This window comes from Parabacteroides distasonis ATCC 8503 (genome assembly GCF_000012845.1).
GTDB lineage: Bacteria > Bacteroidota > Bacteroidia > Bacteroidales > Tannerellaceae > Parabacteroides > Parabacteroides distasonis.
On record NC_009615.1, the window covers coordinates 739,688 to 757,786 of the forward strand.

13 protein-coding genes are annotated in these 18,099 nt (G+C 47.4%); all 13 read left to right on the plus strand.

Annotated features, from left to right (window positions below):
• Nucleotides 1-39 precede the first annotated feature (39 nt).
• The 13 genes from BDI_RS03110 to BDI_RS03165 all read left to right on the plus strand — a co-directional run bounded on the left by BDI_RS03110 (nucleotide 40) and on the right by BDI_RS03165 (nucleotide 17,851).
• On the plus strand, nucleotides 40-4,026 hold the full coding sequence (locus BDI_RS03110) for an SUMF1/EgtB/PvdO family nonheme iron enzyme (protein ID WP_227204364.1): 3,987 nt from the start codon (nucleotides 40-42) through the stop codon (nucleotides 4,024-4,026).
• A 116-nt stretch (nucleotides 4,027-4,142) separates the two neighbouring features.
• Nucleotides 4,143-6,590 carry a cytochrome c biogenesis protein CcsA gene (ccsA, locus tag BDI_RS03115; RefSeq protein WP_011966097.1) on the plus strand — a complete coding sequence of 816 codons (2,448 nt, stop codon included), beginning with the start codon at nucleotides 4,143-4,145 and terminating at the stop codon, nucleotides 6,588-6,590.
• A gap of 18 nt (nucleotides 6,591-6,608) precedes the next feature.
• A complete protein-coding gene (locus BDI_RS03120) occupies nucleotides 6,609-6,923 on the plus strand; it encodes a hypothetical protein (RefSeq protein ID WP_011966098.1) in 315 nt (104 codons plus the stop codon).
• Between the two features lie 41 nt (nucleotides 6,924-6,964).
• Nucleotides 6,965-7,981, plus strand: coding sequence for a dihydroxyacetone kinase subunit DhaK (locus BDI_RS03125; RefSeq protein ID WP_011966099.1), 1,017 nt, complete (start codon nucleotides 6,965-6,967; stop codon nucleotides 7,979-7,981).
• A gap of 9 nt (nucleotides 7,982-7,990) precedes the next feature.
• Nucleotides 7,991-8,605 carry a DAK2 domain-containing protein gene (locus BDI_RS03130; RefSeq protein ID WP_005857744.1) on the plus strand — a complete coding sequence of 205 codons (615 nt, stop codon included), beginning with the start codon at nucleotides 7,991-7,993 and terminating at the stop codon, nucleotides 8,603-8,605.
• A 69-nt stretch (nucleotides 8,606-8,674) separates the two neighbouring features.
• Nucleotides 8,675-9,547, plus strand: coding sequence for a 3-hydroxy-5-phosphonooxypentane-2,4-dione thiolase (gene lsrF, locus BDI_RS03135; RefSeq protein ID WP_005857742.1), 873 nt, complete (start codon nucleotides 8,675-8,677; stop codon nucleotides 9,545-9,547).
• A gap of 53 nt (nucleotides 9,548-9,600) precedes the next feature.
• On the plus strand, nucleotides 9,601-10,485 hold the full coding sequence (locus tag BDI_RS03140) for a WD40 repeat domain-containing protein (RefSeq protein ID WP_005857740.1): 885 nt from the start codon (nucleotides 9,601-9,603) through the stop codon (nucleotides 10,483-10,485).
• A gap of 52 nt (nucleotides 10,486-10,537) precedes the next feature.
• The gene (locus BDI_RS03145) at nucleotides 10,538-11,854 is read left to right on the plus strand and encodes an MFS transporter (RefSeq protein WP_008779699.1); all 1,317 of its coding nucleotides are present in this window, start codon (nucleotides 10,538-10,540) and stop codon (nucleotides 11,852-11,854) included.
• Nucleotides 11,855-11,876: 22 nt separating this feature from the next.
• Nucleotides 11,877-12,875, plus strand: coding sequence for a glycoside hydrolase family 130 protein (locus BDI_RS03150; RefSeq protein WP_005857736.1), 999 nt, complete (start codon nucleotides 11,877-11,879; stop codon nucleotides 12,873-12,875).
• 119 nt (nucleotides 12,876-12,994) lie between these two features.
• Complete coding sequence (locus BDI_RS03155) at nucleotides 12,995-13,336, plus strand: hypothetical protein (RefSeq protein WP_005863025.1); 342 nt, start codon at nucleotides 12,995-12,997, stop codon at nucleotides 13,334-13,336.
• Between the two features lie 22 nt (nucleotides 13,337-13,358).
• Complete coding sequence (locus BDI_RS20685) at nucleotides 13,359-13,490, plus strand: alanine:cation symporter family protein (protein WP_009017246.1); 132 nt, start codon at nucleotides 13,359-13,361, stop codon at nucleotides 13,488-13,490.
• A 138-nt stretch (nucleotides 13,491-13,628) separates the two neighbouring features.
• Nucleotides 13,629-15,347, plus strand: coding sequence for a phosphoethanolamine transferase (locus BDI_RS03160; protein ID WP_005857733.1), 1,719 nt, complete (start codon nucleotides 13,629-13,631; stop codon nucleotides 15,345-15,347).
• Nucleotides 15,348-15,364: 17 nt separating this feature from the next.
• The gene (locus BDI_RS03165; RefSeq protein ID WP_011966100.1) at nucleotides 15,365-17,851 is read left to right on the plus strand and encodes an ATP-binding protein; all 2,487 of its coding nucleotides are present in this window, start codon (nucleotides 15,365-15,367) and stop codon (nucleotides 17,849-17,851) included.
• Nucleotides 17,852-18,099: the final 248 nt, after the last annotated feature.

Genomic DNA, 18,099 nt, shown 5'->3' on the forward strand with positions numbered 1-18,099 from the left:
TTCTAAATTTAAATTTAATACATGAATAAATACTATATAATGGTATCACTCTTGTTGTCGACCTCTCTTCTTGTTTCGGCAGGTCCGAAGCAAAAGAAGGTGGATAACTGGATTGACGCCTCAGTAAAACAAAAGTCTGAGCTTCGTGCCTCTTTGGTGAAGGCGAACATGCCGATCATGTCCGCTTGGATCAAAGCGAAGCAGAAGGCTGTCCCGATGTCCGCCGATTTGACGGGTCAGGATCAGTTGGTACTTGTTACGGCCGCCGGACCGGACGGTACGGATTGGGATTGGGGTACATGGGCGAATGCCCGTTTAATCAAGGCGGACGGTAGTTCGGTTTGGTTGGATGAGTTAGACCCGGATTATTGGGTTTCCGGTTCGAACAGTATCCGCAAGAATACGGATTTATACGGGAATCCATTGTTGATCGGTGGTAAGAAATACGACCATAGCGTATTATGCCATGCCAATGGCGTGATGGTGTACAATATCAATAAGGAATATGTACGCTTTGAGGCTGAGGTGGGTTTGGCCGATCAGTCAACGGTAGGTAGTGTATTCTTCCGTATCATGAATGTTTTCCCGAAGGAGGAGGCCGCACGCTTGCTAGCCGCTTATCCGAAGGAATTAGGAGCCTTAAACGCTAATATCGATGGGTTGGAGAATTGGTTGACTACTAGTGACGCTTCCGCTGAGCGTGATATTGTCTTGAATCTGGCTTCTCGTCTGAAAGACGCTGCGTATGTAAAGAACGCTGTTAAGCAGATCGAGACAGAAAAAGATATTGATACTCAGATCCGTGAGTATTTGAAACTTTATGAGAAAATTCAACGTATCTGTAATTTGCAGAGCGACTTGAGTTGGTTGAATATGGAGGCGATTCGTCTGGCTTTCAATGATATGAAAAAACTGAAAGGTTTCGATGCCACTAAGTATCAACCGGTTTTGGATGAGCTGGAACAGCAGGTAAAGAAAGGTTTCGATGGCATTTATAGTGGTGATGAGGCCGCTTTGGTTAACGCGGAGAAAGCGATTGCGAATAAACGTACGATCTTGCTGGCGAACCCGTTCTTGGATGGTGATAAAGTCTTGGCTGCCCGCTTTAAATTAGGTGTAAACGCTCATAAGGCAATGGCTCCGGATTTGGGTACGCAGGGTAATAACTGGAGCAACCAAGAGTCCGCCCGCCGTATGGGATTCGACGCCGATATTGTGGAGTTGAGTAATCTACGTGGGGAGGATGTACAGGTACGGTCGATTTATAAACCGGAAAACGGTTCCTCTATCGCTGACTTGCGGATGCATTGGGATGGCGATCGTGCTATGTTTACCCAGACGATGCCCGATAAGCGTTGGAACGTATTCGAGGTGAAATTGGATGGCTCGGGCTTTAAGCAATTAATACATAACGAGGAACCGGATCTGGAGTTTTATGATGGAACCTACTTACCGGACGGACGTATCATCGCCAACTCGAATATCGGTTATCAAGGCGTGCCTTGTGTAAGCGGTGATGACCCTGTCGGTAATATGGTACTTTATACGCCGGATACGAAGAACTTGCGCCGTCTGACTTTCGATCAAGACGCGAACTGGAACCCGGTAGTGATGAATAACGGTCGTGTGATGTATACCCGTTGGGAGTACACGGACTTGACGCACTATTATTCCCGTATCGTGATGAACATGAATCCGGATGGTACGGAGCAGAAAGCGCTGTATGGTAGCGGATCGATGTTCCCGAACAGTACGTTTGATATCCAGCCGTTGCCGGGCCACGGTTCCGCTTTCGTGGGAATTATCTCCGGTCACCATGGTATCGCCCGTTCCGGCCGTTTGATCGTGTTCGATCCGGCAAAAGCCCGTAAAGGCGCCGCCGGTATGGTACAGGAGATCCCGTATCGTAACCGGCCGATCGTGGAGGAGATTAAGGATGAGCTGGTGAATGGCGTATGGCCGCAGTTTATCAAACCGACTCCGCTGAATGATAAATATTTCTTGGTGGCCGCTAAATTAGACCCGCAGGATTTATGGGGTATCTATTTGGTGGACGTCTTCGATAACGTGACTTGTTTGCGTAAGGTAGAGGGTGAGGGCTATATCAGTCCGGTTGCCGTACGTAAGACACAGACTCCTCCGGCTATTCCGGACCGTGTGAAATTGAATGACAAAGAGGCTACGGTCTTTATTCAGGATATTTACGAGGGAGAGGGTTTGAGAGGCATTCCCCGGGGTACGGTTAAGTCTCTTCGTCTGCACGCTTATGAGTATGCTTACGTGAAGACTACCTCCGATCATAACTGGCATGGAATCCAGTCCGGTTGGGACATCAAGCGTATGTTGGGTACGGTACCAGTAGAAGAGGATGGCTCCGCTATCTTCAAGATCCCGGCGAATACGCCGATTTCTATCCAGCCGTTAGACAAAGACGGTGTGGCTATCCAGTGGATGCGTAGCTGGTTGACCGGTCAGCCGGGCGAGGTGGTATCTTGTATCGGTTGCCATGAGGACCAGAACCAGATTCCTATTCCGAAACGTGTGATGGCTTCGCAGAAAGCCCCGCATGCGTTGACTCCGCCGGAAGGGGGGACCCGTTCGTTCACGTTCGATCTGGAGATCCAACCGATCTTGGATCGTGCCTGTATCGCTTGCCATAATGGTGAGGGTAAGGCTTTCGACTTGCGTGGGGGCAAGAAGGATAAATTAGGTTATGGCACTTCTTACTTGAATCTGCATCCGTATGTACACCGTCAAGGTGGCGAGGGTGATATGGTGGTTCTTCAACCGTATGAATATCATCCGAACACGAGTGAACTGGTTCGTATGTTGAAGAAAGGGCACTTTAACGTGCAACTGACGGATAAAGAGTGGAAAACCCTTTATAACTGGATTGATTACAACGCTCCGGATAAGGGTTATTTCAATGCGAATGTGCTTTCGAAGGATATCATCCCGTATCAAGGCTTCGACCAGATCAAGCGTCGTAAAGAGTTGACGGATAAGTATGCGAATGGCGCAGGCGTGGATTGGAAGAAAGAGATCTCCGATTATGCCGCTTACTTGAAGGGTAAAGGTGAGATCAAACCGGAGATGCCGGAGAAATTGGCTCCTGTCAAGGAAAAAGAGTTGAAGGTGAAAGGCTGGCCTTTCGATGCGGACCGGATCAAGGCTATGTTGGCTGACGAGAAGGAAACCCGTAAGGAGATCGAGTTGGCTCCGGGTATCAAGATGACATTTGTTCGCATTCCGGCCGGACAATTCGTGATGGGCAGCTATCGTGGGCAATCCGATACTCGTCCGACGGCGAAAGTGAAGATTGACAAAGCTTTCTGGATGGGTGAGTTGGAGGTTACGAACCAGCAATTCAACGTGATTTTCCCGGATCACGACAGCCGTTTCGTGGATCAGCAATGGAAAGATCACGTGGTTCAAGGATATCCCGCTAATAAACCGGAGCAACCGGTAATCCGTGTAAGTTACAATGACGCTATGGATTATTGTAAGAAGCTGAGTGAGAAAACAGGCTTGAACATCACGCTTCCGACCGAGGCGCAATGGGAATGGGCTTGTCGTGCCGGTAGCGATCAAGATTTCTGGTATGGCGATATGAATGCGGACTTCGGCAAAAAGGATAACCTAGCCGACGTAACCACGCTCCTGCTTGCCGTAAGCGGTATCGACCCGCAACCGATGCCTAAGACTTCTTATTGGTACAAATACTATACTTACTTACCGAAAGAGGAAGGCGTGGATGATGGCAATTTGGTTCAGGTGGGTGGTAAGCAATATGAAGCGAATCCGTTCGGTTTGTATTGCATGCACGGTAACGTGGCGGAATGGACTCGTTCAGATTACTTGCCTTATCCTTACAACGAGAAATCGAAAGAGGTCTCCGAGTATAAGGTGGTTCGTGGCGGTTCTTATATCGAGCGACCGAAATTCTCGACGGCTTATACCCGTAAAGGATATTATCCGTACCAACGTGTGTTCAACGTAGGCTTCCGGGTAATTATTGAGGATTAATAGACAAGGTCTATTTATAGATAGATAACATGGATGCGGCAAATTAATCGCCGATTCTTTCAAAAATGATTAATCTGCGTACATTTGTCGCATCAGTGTTATTAATAAATGAGCAAATGAAAACTCTAGAAAGATTTATCTCTTCTTCCGTGACGACTATCGTCCTTCTATTGATCTACGCCTTTGGCTTGGCTATCGCTACTTTTATAGAGAAGTATCATGGTACTGCCGTCGCTAAAGCGCTGATTTACTATTCTCCTGTATTTTTCTTACTCCAATTCTTATTGGTAGCCAATTTCGTGGCTATCGTTATCAAGCACCAGTTACTTAAGCGGCGTAAATGGGGATTGATGGTCACCCATGCCGCCTTTATTGTCATCCTTCTGGGTGCACTTATTTCCCACCTTTTCGGCGAGGAAGGAATCCTTCACCTGCGTGAGGGAGAGGCTAGCGATCGTATCATGATCCGTACCTCGGACCAGACTCTCTATCATACGCTTCCTTTTAGCGTAGAACTCGTGAAATTTACCTTAACCCGCTATCCCGGCTCTGCCAGTCCCTCTGCTTATGAGAGTGAGTTGCTGGTACATGTAGATGGACAGACTCGCCATACCCGGGTATATATGAATAATGTATTAGACGTGAAAGGCTATCGCTTCTTCCAAGCCTCCTATGATCCGGATGAGCAAGGAACGGTACTTTCCGTGAACCGAGATGTGGCCGGAAGGAATATTACGTATACCGGCTACGTGATTTTAGTGATCGGCTTTATACTTTGCTTGGTAGGCAAGAACTCCCGTTTCATGAAATTAAGCCGTCAGTTGAAAGATTTAAGAGGGGGCGCTCGTAAAACGACCCTGTTAGTAGCGGTTCTTCTTTCCGTAGGGGGCTTGCGGGCGCAAGGTGCGGCCGCTCCCGAGATGAAGGAGGTTATACAGAAATATGCGATAAGTCCGGAACATGCCGCTAAGTTCGGTGCGTTGCCGATCCAATCGGTAAGCGGACGTATGTTGCCGATCAATACATTCTCTTCCGAGGTACTGCGAAAGTTGCATAAATCGGATCAGTTCGGTTCCTTGAACTCGGATCAGTTCTTGTTGAGTGTCTTGGCTATGCCGGATATGTGGGTCCGGGTGCCGTTTATCGCCTTGTCTAATAGTGAGCTGGCCAATTATTACGACCTTACGGATAAGGAGTGTGCCTATATAGAGGTATTCGATAGCCACGGACGCTATAAATTGCAAGAGAAGCTGGAAGAGGCCTACAATAAAATGCCGGCGGAGCGTACCCGCTTCGATAAAGACTTGATCAAGCTGGACGAGCAGGTGAATATCTTCCATCAATTGATCAATTACCAGATGTTGAACCTTTTCCCGAAAGAGGACGATCCGGATCACAAATGGTATGCGCCGGGCGATGATTTGTCGGCGTTTTCCGGAAAAGACTCCATGTTCGTTACCCACATTATGGGCTGGTATTTATCGGAGGTACAAGAAGGATTGAAGAGTGGTGATTGGGAGAAAGCGGACGAGGTGATCGGTATGATCCATACGTATCAGCAAGCCAAGAATAAGACGGTAGACATTCGCCCTGAGAAAATACAGGCCGAGATTAAATATAATCAAATGGATGTATTCCGGCAATGTAAGAAAGGGTACTTGATTTTGGGAGGCTTGTTGCTGATCTTCGCTTTCGTGGCCTTATTCAAGAAGAAAAAATGGGTTACCTATACGACTTGGTTATTAAGTCTGGGCATTTTGGCCGTATTCGTTTTCCATATGTATGGGATGGGAATGCGGTGGTATATCGCAGGTTACGCCCCTTGGAGCAATTCGTACGAGACGATGGTTTATGTGGCTTGGGCTACGGTGTTCGCCGGGTTGTTGTTCGTACGCAAGAGTACGCTTACGTTTGCGTTGGCTACTTTATTCGGGGGGATCATCTTGTTCGTGTCCGGCTTGAGTTGGATGGACCCGCAGATCAATCCGCTGGTTCCGGTCTTGAAATCCCCATGGTTGATGTTCCATGTGGCGGTTATCGTGGGAGCTTATGGTTTCTTCGGTATTAGCTGTCTGATCGGCTTGACGAATCTGGTGATGATGAGCGTAAGCGGGGAGAAGAACAGCGTGATGCTCAAAGAACGGGTACGAGAATTGAGTATCGTGAACGAGATGTCACTTTGGATCGGATTGGCCCTGATGACGATCGGTACTTTCTTGGGAGCGGTCTGGGCGAATGAGTCGTGGGGACGTTATTGGGGCTGGGACCCGAAGGAGACGTGGGCGTTGATTACGATGGTGATATATGCGATCGTGACGCATCTCCGCTTGATACCGAAATGCAATAACCTGTGGTTGTTTAATTTTACGTCTATCTTGGCCTTCTATTCGGTGTTGATGACCTTCTTCGGCGTGAATTATTTCTTGAGTGGCATGCACTCTTATGGCCAGAATGACAACGTGAACGGGATATTTATTTATCTTTATCTGTCGATCATCCTAGTATTGGGGGCTGGCTTTATATCCTATCGGAAGAGAACGAATTTTAATAATATAATTGTCTAACTATAAATTGAATAGATCATGAGAACATTTAATCACGTAGGAATTGTCACTACGGAAAGTAAAGAAGGGGCGGTTTATAACGAAAGCCTGAGTGTATGGTTGACGGATTACAGCAAGAGTCCGAACCGGATCGAGTTCTTGAAATTCGAGAAAGGCAGCTGCCTACCGGAGTTGGTACAGACCAATGGCCATATCGCTTATACGGTTCCTTGTTTGGAAAAAGAGTTGGAAGGTAAGAAGGTAATCTTCGGCCCAGCTGTTTGCGACGAGCACTTGACGATCGCTTTCATCGAGGAAGAAGGTATCGCTATCGAGATCATGGAACTAAAATAATTCGTAAATCAAAATTTATAAATCTAAAGGAGGATAATACCATGTCAGACATCAAGACAAAATTCATAAATGATCCTGAGAATATTACGGCAGAGTTATTGGAAGGCTATGTATTAGCATATCCGAATCAGGTAAAGTTGGCAGCTGAGAATATCGTCGTACGTGCTAACCCGAAAGGCAATGATAAGGTTGCGATCGTTACCTTAGGTGGTTCCGGTCATGAGCCTGCCTTGAGTGGTTTCGTAGGAGAGGGCATGTTGGATTGCTCCGTCGTGGGTGACGTATTCGCCGCTCCGGGTGCCCAACGTTTGTTTCAGGCACTGCAATTGATGGATCGTGAGGCCGGGATCTTGTTGGTCGTATTGAACCATTCCGGCGACGTGATGAGTGCTAATATGGCTTGCCAGTTGGCTGCACGTAAAGGGATCAAGGTGAAGAAATTACTTACGCATGATGATATCAGCGCAGGTATCGGGGCGAATATAGACGATCGTCGTGGCTTGGCTGGTTGTGTTCCTTTGTATAAGATATTAGGTGCCGCCGCTGAGGAAGGGAAGTCTTTAGACGAGCTGATTGAGATTGGTGAACGCTATAATAAGAACGTGGCTACCTTGGCTGTCGCTATGCGTTCTTGTACGCATCCCCAAAACGGAGGTACGATCACGAACCTTCCCGATGGTATCATGGAGATCGGTATGGGCCAACATGGCGAAGGTGGCGGTGGACAGAAACCGTTGGTATCCGCCGATGATACGGCAGTGGAGATGGTAGACCTACTTTGCCAGCAGTTACAGCCAAAAGCCGGTGATAAGATGTTGTTGATCATTAACGGCGTAGGCGCTACTACCCATATGGAATTGAATATCATCTTCCGCAAGGCTTATAAGGAATTAGAGGCTCGTGGCTTGCAGGTGGTGGTAAGCCGTATCCAAGAGATCTTGACCGTACAGGAGCAAGCCGGATTCCAGATGATTATGGCGATCTTGGATGAGGATCATATCGATTATTTGAATAACAAATGTGCGGACGCACCTTATTGGACAACCCTAGGTAAATAAATAATATACATGAAACAACTTACTATCGAGGCCTTCAAGGCCATGTTAGACAATGCGCTGAAACAGATCAAGGCACGTGAGGAGGAATTCTCTAAATTGGATGCCGTAATCGGGGATGGTGATCATGGTACCGCTATCGTTGCCGCTATGACTGCCGTGAATAAAAGCGCTCAGTCCGGAACGGAGTTCAAGCAAATGCTTGGTGATATGGGAATGGACGTGATGATGGAAGTGAGCGGATCGACAAGTACCTTGCTCGGTGCTTTCTTCTTGGGTATGAGCGATCATGCAGAGGGAACCGAGTTGGATGCCGCAGGCGTGAAAGCTATGTTCGCCGGTGGCTTGGCGAATGTGCAACAACAAACCCAAGCGAAACGAGGCGACAAGACGATGATGGATGCCTTGATCCCGGCGGTGGAGGCTATGCAGGCTTGTACGTCGGATGATATCAAGGAGGTCTTGAATGCCGGCGCTAAAGCGGCGCTTGATGGAGCGGAGGCTACGGTACCGATGAAAGCTAACTTTGGACGTGCCCGTAACTATGGTGAGCGTTCGATTGGTTTCGCTGATAGCGGGGCTACTTCGTGGAGCTGTATGTTCGCTTCTTTTGCAGAGGTGCTATAAAATAATACACAGCGTGAGACGGGGCATGCCCCGTCTCTACAAAATATAATAATATAACGAATAATAAATATGGCAGATTTAGATGATTTAAGAGAAGGTGCGGACTTCGGTTTAGGCATCAATTGTGAGAACCAGAGTTTCCATGTGAAGGGAGCCGAGAACTTACCTTGGGGCATGAAAGACCGTCTGTCCCGTATCTTCAACCCGAAGACAGGCAAGGCGGTTATGCTTGCTTTTGACCATGGTTTCATCATGGGGCCGACTTCCGGTTTGGAGCGTATCGACTTGAATATCGTTCCTTTGATTGAATATGCGGATTGCTTGATGTGTACCCGTGGTATCCTGCAATCTACGATCCCTGCGAATACGACGAAACCGATTTGTCTTCGTTCGGACGCTGGAACGTCTATTCTTACGGATTTGAACGATAATGTATTGATCGATATAGAGGACGCTATCCGTATGAACGTCTCCGCCATGGCGGTTATGTTGGCTATCGGTGATGAGGCGCATGAGGCTAAGACTGTGGCTAACTTATATAAGGCGGTCGATAAGGCCAGCCGTTACAATATCCCGGTAATGGGTGTTACCGCCGTTGGTAAGCAAATGGCTCGAGACGCTCGTTATTTCGGTCTGGCTTCCCGTATCTGTGCGGAGAATGGCGCTAATATCGTGAAGACCTACTATTGTGAGGGCTTCGAGAAGGTAGCCGCTGCTTGTCCGGTTCCCGTGGTAATTGCCGGTGGTAAGAAATTACCGGAGAAGGAGGCGTTGGAATTATGTTATAATGCGATCAACGACGGTGCGGCTGGCGTGGATATGGGACGTAACGTATTCCAGAGTACTTCTCCTGTCGCCATGATCCAAGCGGTTCATGCGGTCGTGCATCAAGGTATCACGCCTGATCAGGGATATGAGTTGTTCTGCGACTTAGCGAAATAATCCATCGCAGGGGTAGGTTTTACCTGCTCCTGCTTATTTATATAATTTAAACCATGAAAATCTATACTTTTATATTATCCGCATGCCTGCTACTCGTATGTTCCGCATGTCATGAGGCGTCGCATTATCTTTTATTAGGCGGTTCCGGCTGGGACAAAATCGCCATCGTAAACAAGAACACGAAAGAAATTGAATGGGAGCATCCCTTGGAAAAAGGATGGGAATGTAATTCCGTAGCTGTTACTCCCGACCGGAATATCCTTTTTTCCTATTCGAAAGGGGCGAAGCTAATCACCCGGGATCATGAGGAGGTCTGGAATATCTCCGCTCCGGAAGGCTGTGAGATGCAGACGGCCCGTGTACTTCCCAACGGTAATTATTTATTAGCGTGGTGTGGATACCCGGCGACGATCATGGAGGTGAATGCAAAAGGAGAGATCCTGTCGAAAACGGATTTCGACACCCATATTGAGCAACCCCATGCCCAATTCCGTCAAGTAAACAAAAATAAGCAGGGCAATTATTTAGTGCCCTTGTTCGCTACCTCCGAGATCCGGGAAATATCCCCGTCCGGTCAATTGCTGAAAAGCGTGAAAGTAGACGGTAACCCGTTTAGCGTGGCTGCGTTGGATAACGGTAATTATCTGGTCGCTTGCGGTGATGCCCATTGCTTCATAGAGCTGAATTTCGAGACTGGAGATATCGTTCGCAAGGTGAATGAGAACGATATCGAGGGAGCCCAGCTTTTCTTTGTTGCCCAGTTGCTCCCTAAACGGGACGGTGGTTTGTATATCTGTAACTGGCAAGGCCATGACGGAGAGGCTGCGAAAGGACATTACCCGCAGTTGATCGAGATAAACGGAGCCGGAAAGATGGTCTGGGATTTGAATGATAACGCTACCTTCGGGATGATCTCCTCTATTTGTCCGATCGATTAAAGATATATCCGGATTATTAATTATATTTGTACACCTAAATTCTAAATAAAGCATGGAAGAGAAAAACACGAATGCTACTAAACGTCGAAACCCTGTAACTTGGGTCCCTAGTGTCTATTTTGCTATGGGATTGCCTTTTGTAGTGCTGAACATGGTTACCGTACTCATGTTTAAGGGATTGGATATCTCGGATGCCCAGATTGCGTTATGGACCTCGGTTATCATGTTACCTTGGACCTTAAAGCCTTTATGGAGCCCGTTTTTGGAAATGTATCGTACCAAGAAATTCTTTGTCGTATTGACCCAGTTGTTATCCGGTTGCTTATTCGGTTTAGTGGCCTTGGCGTTAAACTTGCCGAGTTTCTTTGCTCTATCTATCGCATTATTAGGTATTATAGCGCTTAGCGGGGCTACGCATGACGTGGCAACGGATGGCGTTTATATGAAAGAGCTCTCACCGGAGAATCAAGCCAAATATATCGGTTGGCAAGGTGCGTTTTACAATTTAGCGAAGATCGTAGCCACGGGTGGTCTGGTTTATCTGGCGGGTTATATGATGCAATATTTTACCGGGATAGGATTGGAGAAAGAGGCCATGATATACGCTTGGATGATCGTTATGCTGCTTTGCGGTACGATCATGATCCTGCTTGGTTTTTATCATATGAAGATGTTGCCTTCGGGTGGAAAAGCCGCTACCGGAGAACATTCGTTGAAGGAAAGTATGGCTGAGCTATGGCTGGTCTTCAAGGAGTTCTTCACGAAGAAGTATATCGTGTGGTATATCTGTTTCATTATATTGTATCGTTTTGCCGAGGGTTTCGTGATAAAGATCGTACCTTTGTTCTTGAAAGCTCCGATAGCTGATCAAGGATTAGGACTAACGGAGCAAGAGATCGGTTTGTATTATGGTACGTTTGGAGCGGCGGCGTTTGTGCTGGGTTCTTTGCTCGGTGGATATTATATCTCGGCTAAGGGATTGCGAAAGGTATTGTTTACGCTTTGTTGTTGCTTCAACATACCGTTTTTGGTATACACGTTCTTGGCGTGTTTCCAGCCTGATAATGGTCTCATTATCGCTTCCGCCATCGTATTCGAGTATTTTGGCTATGGATTCGGTTTCGTGGGCTTGATGCTGTTTATGATGCAACAGGTAGCTCCGGGCAAGCATCAGATGGCGCATTATGCGTTCGCCTCAGGTATCATGAACCTTGGCGTAATGCTTCCGGGAATGATGAGCGGTTTTGTGAGTGACTGGCTAGGTTATAAGTATTTCTTTATCGTGACCTTGCTGGCGATGATCCCTTCATTCTTGGTAGCCTATTTCGTACCGTTCACGTATGACGATAAAGGTAATAAGTTAGTATAGTAATATTTTAATAGGATTAGTTATGGATAATTTGAAAATCGTAGGCGCTCCGCTGCCAGATATGCCTTGGGAAGATCGTCCCGAGGGTAGCAAAGAAGTATTGTGGAGATATTCGAAGAACCCGGTGATTCCTCGTGATATCCTCCCGACATCGAACAGTGTGTTCAACAGTGCTGTTGTCCCTTTCAAAGGTGGTTATGCCGGTGTGTTCCGATGCGACGATACGAATCGCCGGATGCGTTTGCACGTAGGTTTTAGCGCAGATGCCATTCATTGGAGTATCTCTGAGACAAAACTCGAGTTTGAGTGCGACGACAAGGAGATCGGCGAGTTTGTTTATGCCTACGACCCCCGTGTATGTTTTATCGAGGATCGTTACTATGTGACTTGGTGTAACGGTTATCATGGCCCGACGATCGGCGTGGCTTACACGTTCGATTTCGAGACCTTCCATCAGCTGGAGAACGCTTATCTGCCTTTCAACCGTAATGGCGTGATGTTCCCTCGTAAGATTAACGGAAACTTCGCCATGTTGAGCCGTCCGAGCGACAACGGTCATACTCCGTTCGGCGATATTTTCTATAGCGAGTCTCCGGATATGTGTTTCTGGGGTAAACATCGCCACGTGATGTCTCCGGCTGCGTTCGAGGATAGCGCTTGGCAGTGTACGAAGATCGGTGCGGGCCCTATCCCTATCGAGACTTCCGAAGGCTGGTTATTGATTTACCACGGCGTGCTTCGTTCTTGCAACGGGTATGTGTATAGCTTCGGTTCCGCTATCTTGGATTTGGAGCAACCTTGGAAAGTGAAATTCCGCTCCGGACCTTATTTGTTATCCCCGCAAAAGGATTACGAGTGCATGGGAGACGTTCCGAACGTAGTCTTTCCCTGTGCCGCCTTGCATGATCCGGAGACGAAACGTATCGCTATCTATTACGGCTGCGCAGATACGGTAACAGGATTGGCTTTTGGCTATATTGATGAGATTTTGGATTTTACGAAGAAGAATTCAATCATTTAACAGACTCGAGAAGAACAATATACTTTTGTTGTCGAAACAATATACTTTTACACACGAAAGTATATTGTTTTAGAACAAAAAGTATATTGTTTTTTTTATTAGGTAAAAGAGTAAGAGCTATGACAAAGATACAACAGTTTTTGGCAGATCTGCCCGAGGAGAAGAAATCCTTGTTTGTCCCTGTTTTCGGGAGCATGGAGAAATTTTATACGGTAGTTTACTTGATCGCCCGGAATGAGCACGTCACTGATCAGGAGAAGCCAGATCGTTATGAGGATCGTTTACAGGTGATTCGCCAGATACGTAACCGGGTGGAGAAACTAGTTTCCTCGTATGGCTTGGACGGAGGGGAGATCGTAGCCGATATCGCCAGCGACTATTTTGAGGATTATGTCAATTACAAAGAGCCGGAGCTAGACATTACGAATGATGAGTTTATCGCTATCCTCCAGAAAATATAGGAGATAAATATAATTTTATTGTGTGGTAGTATTGACATTATCCGGTATCACCGTGGCTTTGATGACTCTCCCGAACTTAATTGGTATCTTGCTGTTACATAGGGAAGTGAAAAACTCTGTCAAGGAGTATTGGCGACGGATGAAGGAGAAGTAATGACTGTGAATAACATTTTTTGTGTATAATACGCTTTGTATGTGTTTAATAACGCCTATCTTTGCCAATTACCGGAATTTTAGGTTCTGGGTATTAGTTGAGAAGAGTAATGATTGAGAGTTGGCAAAGTTTTATTGAATGAAGTATTTTACAAAGTTAATACGCTGGATATCTTCACAGGAGCATTTATATTTCTTATTTGCCCTGTTATTTATCATCCCAAACTGTGTGTTCTTTTTTACGGAACCGCTTCCCGTCACGGTCGGTATCGCCTCGTTGCTGATACCTTTGGCCTTTTGGATGGGTGTTTTGTTAGTGGCCCGTAAACCGGGGATCGTGGTTTGGTGCCTGTTGCCGAAGGTTATATTAGATGGGGGGCAGTTGGTGCTTCTGTATCTTTTCGGGCAGTCCGTGATAGCGGTTGATATGTATTTGAACCTTACCAGCTCGAACGCTTCCGAGGCTAGCGAATTATTGGGGAATATCATTTTGGTGATCGGTTGCGTATTCTTTTTCTATACATTGCCTACTCTAATACTCGCTTATCGTTCGATACGGCAGAAAGAGAAATTGCGAAATCCTTTCCGGAAGAAATGGGCCAAGATCAGCCTAGGCATGTTTGTCATGGGCTTGATCCTTTGCTTCCTGTCTCCTTTGCAAGATCACCGGTTTTCATGGAAGGACGATGTGTATCCGGCTAACGCCCTATACAATTTATATTTCGCCATAAATAAGGCGGAGAGGAACCGTAAGTATCATATTACTTCCGCCGACTTTAAGTTCGACGCCACTAAGCTGGAACAAGCTGAGGGAAAACGGGAGATCTACGTCTTGGTAGTGGGAGAGACCTCCCGTGCTATGGAATGGAGCCTTTACGGATACGAGCGCAAGACGACTCCCCGTATGGAGGCTTTAGACGGATTGGTGCATTTCACGGATGTGGTGACGCAATCGAATAATACGCATAAAAGTGTCCCCATTATCCTGTCCGCTGCCAGCGCCGAGAATTATGGAGTCCTTTACGACGAGAAAAGTATCGTGACCGCTTTCAAAGAGGCTGGTTTCCGTACGCTCGTGATCGCCAACCAGAAACTAACGACCTCGATGATCGGCGCTTTTTACCGGGAGGCAGATACCTTTATCGATATGAGCGCATTTAATACGGGTTCTACGCTAACCTCCTTGCACGATGCGGCGATCCTGCCTTATCTAAAGAAGGAACTGGATAAAGAGGACGGTAATCTTTTCGTAGTACTGCATACTTATGGCTCGCATTTTAATTACCATGAACGTTATCCGAAGGAGTTCCGTTTCTATAGGCCGGATAAGGCGGAGGGAATTCGTGCCTCGTATAAAAAGGAGTTACGGAACGCTTATGATAATTCCATCCACTATACAGATTACGTGCTGGGGGAAATCGTGGATATGTTGGCGAAGACAAATGCTCCGGCATCCATGCTTTACTTAAGCGATCATGGAGAGGATATCTTCGATGATTCCAGAGCCCGTTATCTGCATGCTTCTCCGATACCGACCTATTACCAGTTGCATATCCCGTATGTGATCTGGTTCTCGAAGGCTTACCGGGAGTCATATCCCCAGAAATATCTGGAAGCGCAGGCACACGAGACTTATCCGGTTAGCACGAACAGCGTATTCCATACGATGCTTGATATAGCCGGTGTGCGGACTCCGGTGGCCGATTCCACGTTTGCTTTAACGAATCGTGCCTTCAAGGTACGTGACCGTATGTATCTGGGAGACCATGACGACCCGATCCCATTTTGGAAAGTCGGCTTAAAAAAGCAGGATTTTGAGATGATGGATAAATGGGATATCGCTTATGATAGGAATTAGACTGATCTCAATCGTATATGAAAGAGCAAAGCGGACATATTACTAGCAAGGTGATATTAGGCTATATTTTGCTGATTACCATTGCGGTCTGCTCAGTCGCTTACATTTATAATATAGTAGAGAAAGTGGCCGAGGAGGACGAGCCGGATCATCAGGCACGCCGGAAGGTGTACTTGGTCACCAATACGCTCTCCCTGCTCTATGAAAGCGAGGCGTTGGGGCAGTTGGTAGGCATGCCCCAGAACGAGTTCCGCCACTTCAATCGTACGTTGAATAAGGCCCATAATAACATGGATTCGTTGAGGACCTTGGTGACGGACTCCATGCAACTCCTGAAAATAGATACGATCGACATACTGCTGGAGCGTAAGCGATGGAATACCCGCCGCTTGCTTGAGACTTGGCAGGAAGCGAACACGGAGCGTCTTTATACGGAGAATATCGAGAAAATAATTGCCGTCCGGGATACGATCGTAAATGAGGTGCAGGTACAAGAGCGGGTAGAGGTCAAGCAAGATACGGTGGTAGTTCCCCGTAAGAAGCGAGGATTCTTCAAGCGTTTGGCCGACGTGTTCTCTCCCGGCAAGGAAGATACCAGCATCGTGGTGAACACGACCCGGGAGATCGTTACCGATACGTTGGTGAACGCTTATAATCCGACCGATACGATTGTCAGCGTGCTGAAAAGCATCCAAGACAGTGTGGCTTGGCAACGGCAACAACTGATGGATCAGTTGTTGGAAAGGGCCTCTAACTTACGGTATAACAATAGCGTGATTACCCGGGAGATCAACCAGATGCTCCGTAATATCGAGGAGGAGGAGATGGAGGCGTCGCTGGAAAGGGTCTATAAGAAGCAGGTACTATTAAGGGAGACCTCCCATTTGATCGCCGGAATCGCGATCGTCTCCGTGGTAATCGCCTTTCTGTTCCTCTTCTTTATCTCACGGGATATCTCACGAAGTAAATATTACCGTATGCAACTGGAAAAGGCGAAACAGGTCGCCGAGAGCTTATTGCGAAGCCGTGAGAAGCTGATGTTGACGATCAGCCACGATATACGGGCTCCGCTCTCTTCCATCATCGGATATATCGAGCTTTTGCTACGCCGCCATCCAGACGAGCGTCAGCAATATTATCTGGAGAACATGAAAGGTTCCTCGGATCATATCCTTTCCTTGGTGAACGACCTGTTGGATTTCCAGCGGTTGGAGTCCGGCGAGATGGAGGTGCATAGCGTTCCCTTCCGTGTCCCGGCCTTGTTCGATGAGATCTATACCAGCTTCCAGCCGATAGCGGAGGCGAAAGGCTTACGGTTTGTCTTGAACCTGAAACCGGAGGAGACTGGGCAAGTTTATATGGGCGACCCGATCCGTATCCGGCAGGTCGTAGGAAACCTCTTATCTAACGCTATCAAGTTCACGGAAGCGGGGCGAGTCGTTTTACTTGTCTCCTTACAGAAACTGTCCGCTGTCCATTATCAACTGTCCATTACCGTCAGCGATTCCGGTCCGGGCATCCCGAAAGAGGAACAAGAGCGGGTATTCGGGGAGTTTACCCGCCTTGCCGATACGGAAGAGGCGGAAGGTTTCGGTCTGGGCCTCTCCATCACCCGTAAGCTTCTGTCCTTGATGAACGGTACGCTTGCTTTGGATAGTACCCCGGGGAAAGGCAGTGATTTCACGATCTTGCTACCTCTTCCCTTGGCTGATAACCAATCTTTGCCGGACGTAACGGCGGAGGCTCCGGATGCCGGTGGGGCCGAGGCTTTACCCTTGTTTAGGGGGCAAGATGTCTATTGCCTTCTGGTTGATGACGATCCTCTACAACTGGCCTTGACGGAGGAACTCTTGAAGCAGAGTCACGTGCAGGTGGTAGGTTGTACGAATCCGCATAACGTCCTCGAGCTATTGCGGAACACCGTATTCAACGCCATTATTACCGATATACAGATGCCGATGATGGATGGCTATCATTTACTGGAGCGGATACGTACGTCCGGTATCCCCGGAACGGATAAGATCCCGGTGATCGCCCTATCCGCCAGTATCGCCAAGGAGCACGAGCATTATCTGGAGGCTGGTTTCACGGGCTTCTTGAACAAGCCGTTTACCGCCGCCCAATTAATCTCCTTGCTGAATGAGTTGCTGACACTTCATCTGGAGGCAAAGAGCGAGTTGAATTTCTCTTCGTTGACCGCTTTTGCCGGAGAGGATCCGGAGGCCTCAGCCTCTATACTGAAAACCTTCTCGGAGGAAACCCGCAAGAGCATCGACTTACTTCGGGATGCGTTAGAGGGAAAAGACCGGGAGGAAGCCTCCCGGATATCCCATAAGTTGATCCCCCTGTTTACGATGCTGGGGGCCAATTCATTGGTACAACACCTGCGGATCTTGGAGAAGAACGATGAGGAACTGACCGATTCCGGCTGGTACCACCTGCTGGGCGAGGTAATCGAGCAAGCACTTGCTATCGTGAAGGATGCGGAGTCCGCCATCGGGTAATCTTGTGGAATCCGGTGTGGAATAAATACCCATCCGTGGAATGCCTTTCCCCATGCTTCTGAAATAAAATTCCACTTTATAGAAACAAAATTTATCTATTACTTGTTAAAGGATAAGTAGTTAGATATTCATTATCGTGCGTTTCGCTGGCTTTGGCACGATATTCGCTATCTATTTAATGAAATCGCAAGTGGGCGTTTCTACATTTAAACCGTTAAAAACGAAAGTCATGAATTTATTCATGGCGA

Bases quoted from the DNA above. Each gene is read 5' to 3' on its own strand.
- BDI_RS03110 (WP_227204364.1), top strand. From the start codon at position 40: ATGGTATCACTCTTGTTGTCGACCTCTCTTCTTGTTTCGGCAGGTCCG.
- ccsA (WP_011966097.1), top strand. From the start codon at position 4,143: ATGAAAACTCTAGAAAGATTTATCTCTTCTTCCGTGACGACTATCGTC.
- BDI_RS03120 (WP_011966098.1), top strand. From the start codon at position 6,609: ATGAGAACATTTAATCACGTAGGAATTGTCACTACGGAAAGTAAAGAA.
- BDI_RS03125 (WP_011966099.1), top strand. From the start codon at position 6,965: ATGTCAGACATCAAGACAAAATTCATAAATGATCCTGAGAATATTACG.
- BDI_RS03130 (WP_005857744.1), top strand. From the start codon at position 7,991: ATGAAACAACTTACTATCGAGGCCTTCAAGGCCATGTTAGACAATGCG.
- lsrF (WP_005857742.1), top strand. From the start codon at position 8,675: ATGGCAGATTTAGATGATTTAAGAGAAGGTGCGGACTTCGGTTTAGGC.
- BDI_RS03140 (WP_005857740.1), top strand. From the start codon at position 9,601: ATGAAAATCTATACTTTTATATTATCCGCATGCCTGCTACTCGTATGT.
- BDI_RS03145 (WP_008779699.1), top strand. From the start codon at position 10,538: ATGGAAGAGAAAAACACGAATGCTACTAAACGTCGAAACCCTGTAACT.
- BDI_RS03150 (WP_005857736.1), top strand. From the start codon at position 11,877: ATGGATAATTTGAAAATCGTAGGCGCTCCGCTGCCAGATATGCCTTGG.
- BDI_RS03155 (WP_005863025.1), top strand. From the start codon at position 12,995: ATGACAAAGATACAACAGTTTTTGGCAGATCTGCCCGAGGAGAAGAAA.
- BDI_RS03160 (WP_005857733.1), top strand. From the start codon at position 13,629: ATGAAGTATTTTACAAAGTTAATACGCTGGATATCTTCACAGGAGCAT.
- BDI_RS03165 (WP_011966100.1), top strand. From the start codon at position 15,365: ATGAAAGAGCAAAGCGGACATATTACTAGCAAGGTGATATTAGGCTAT.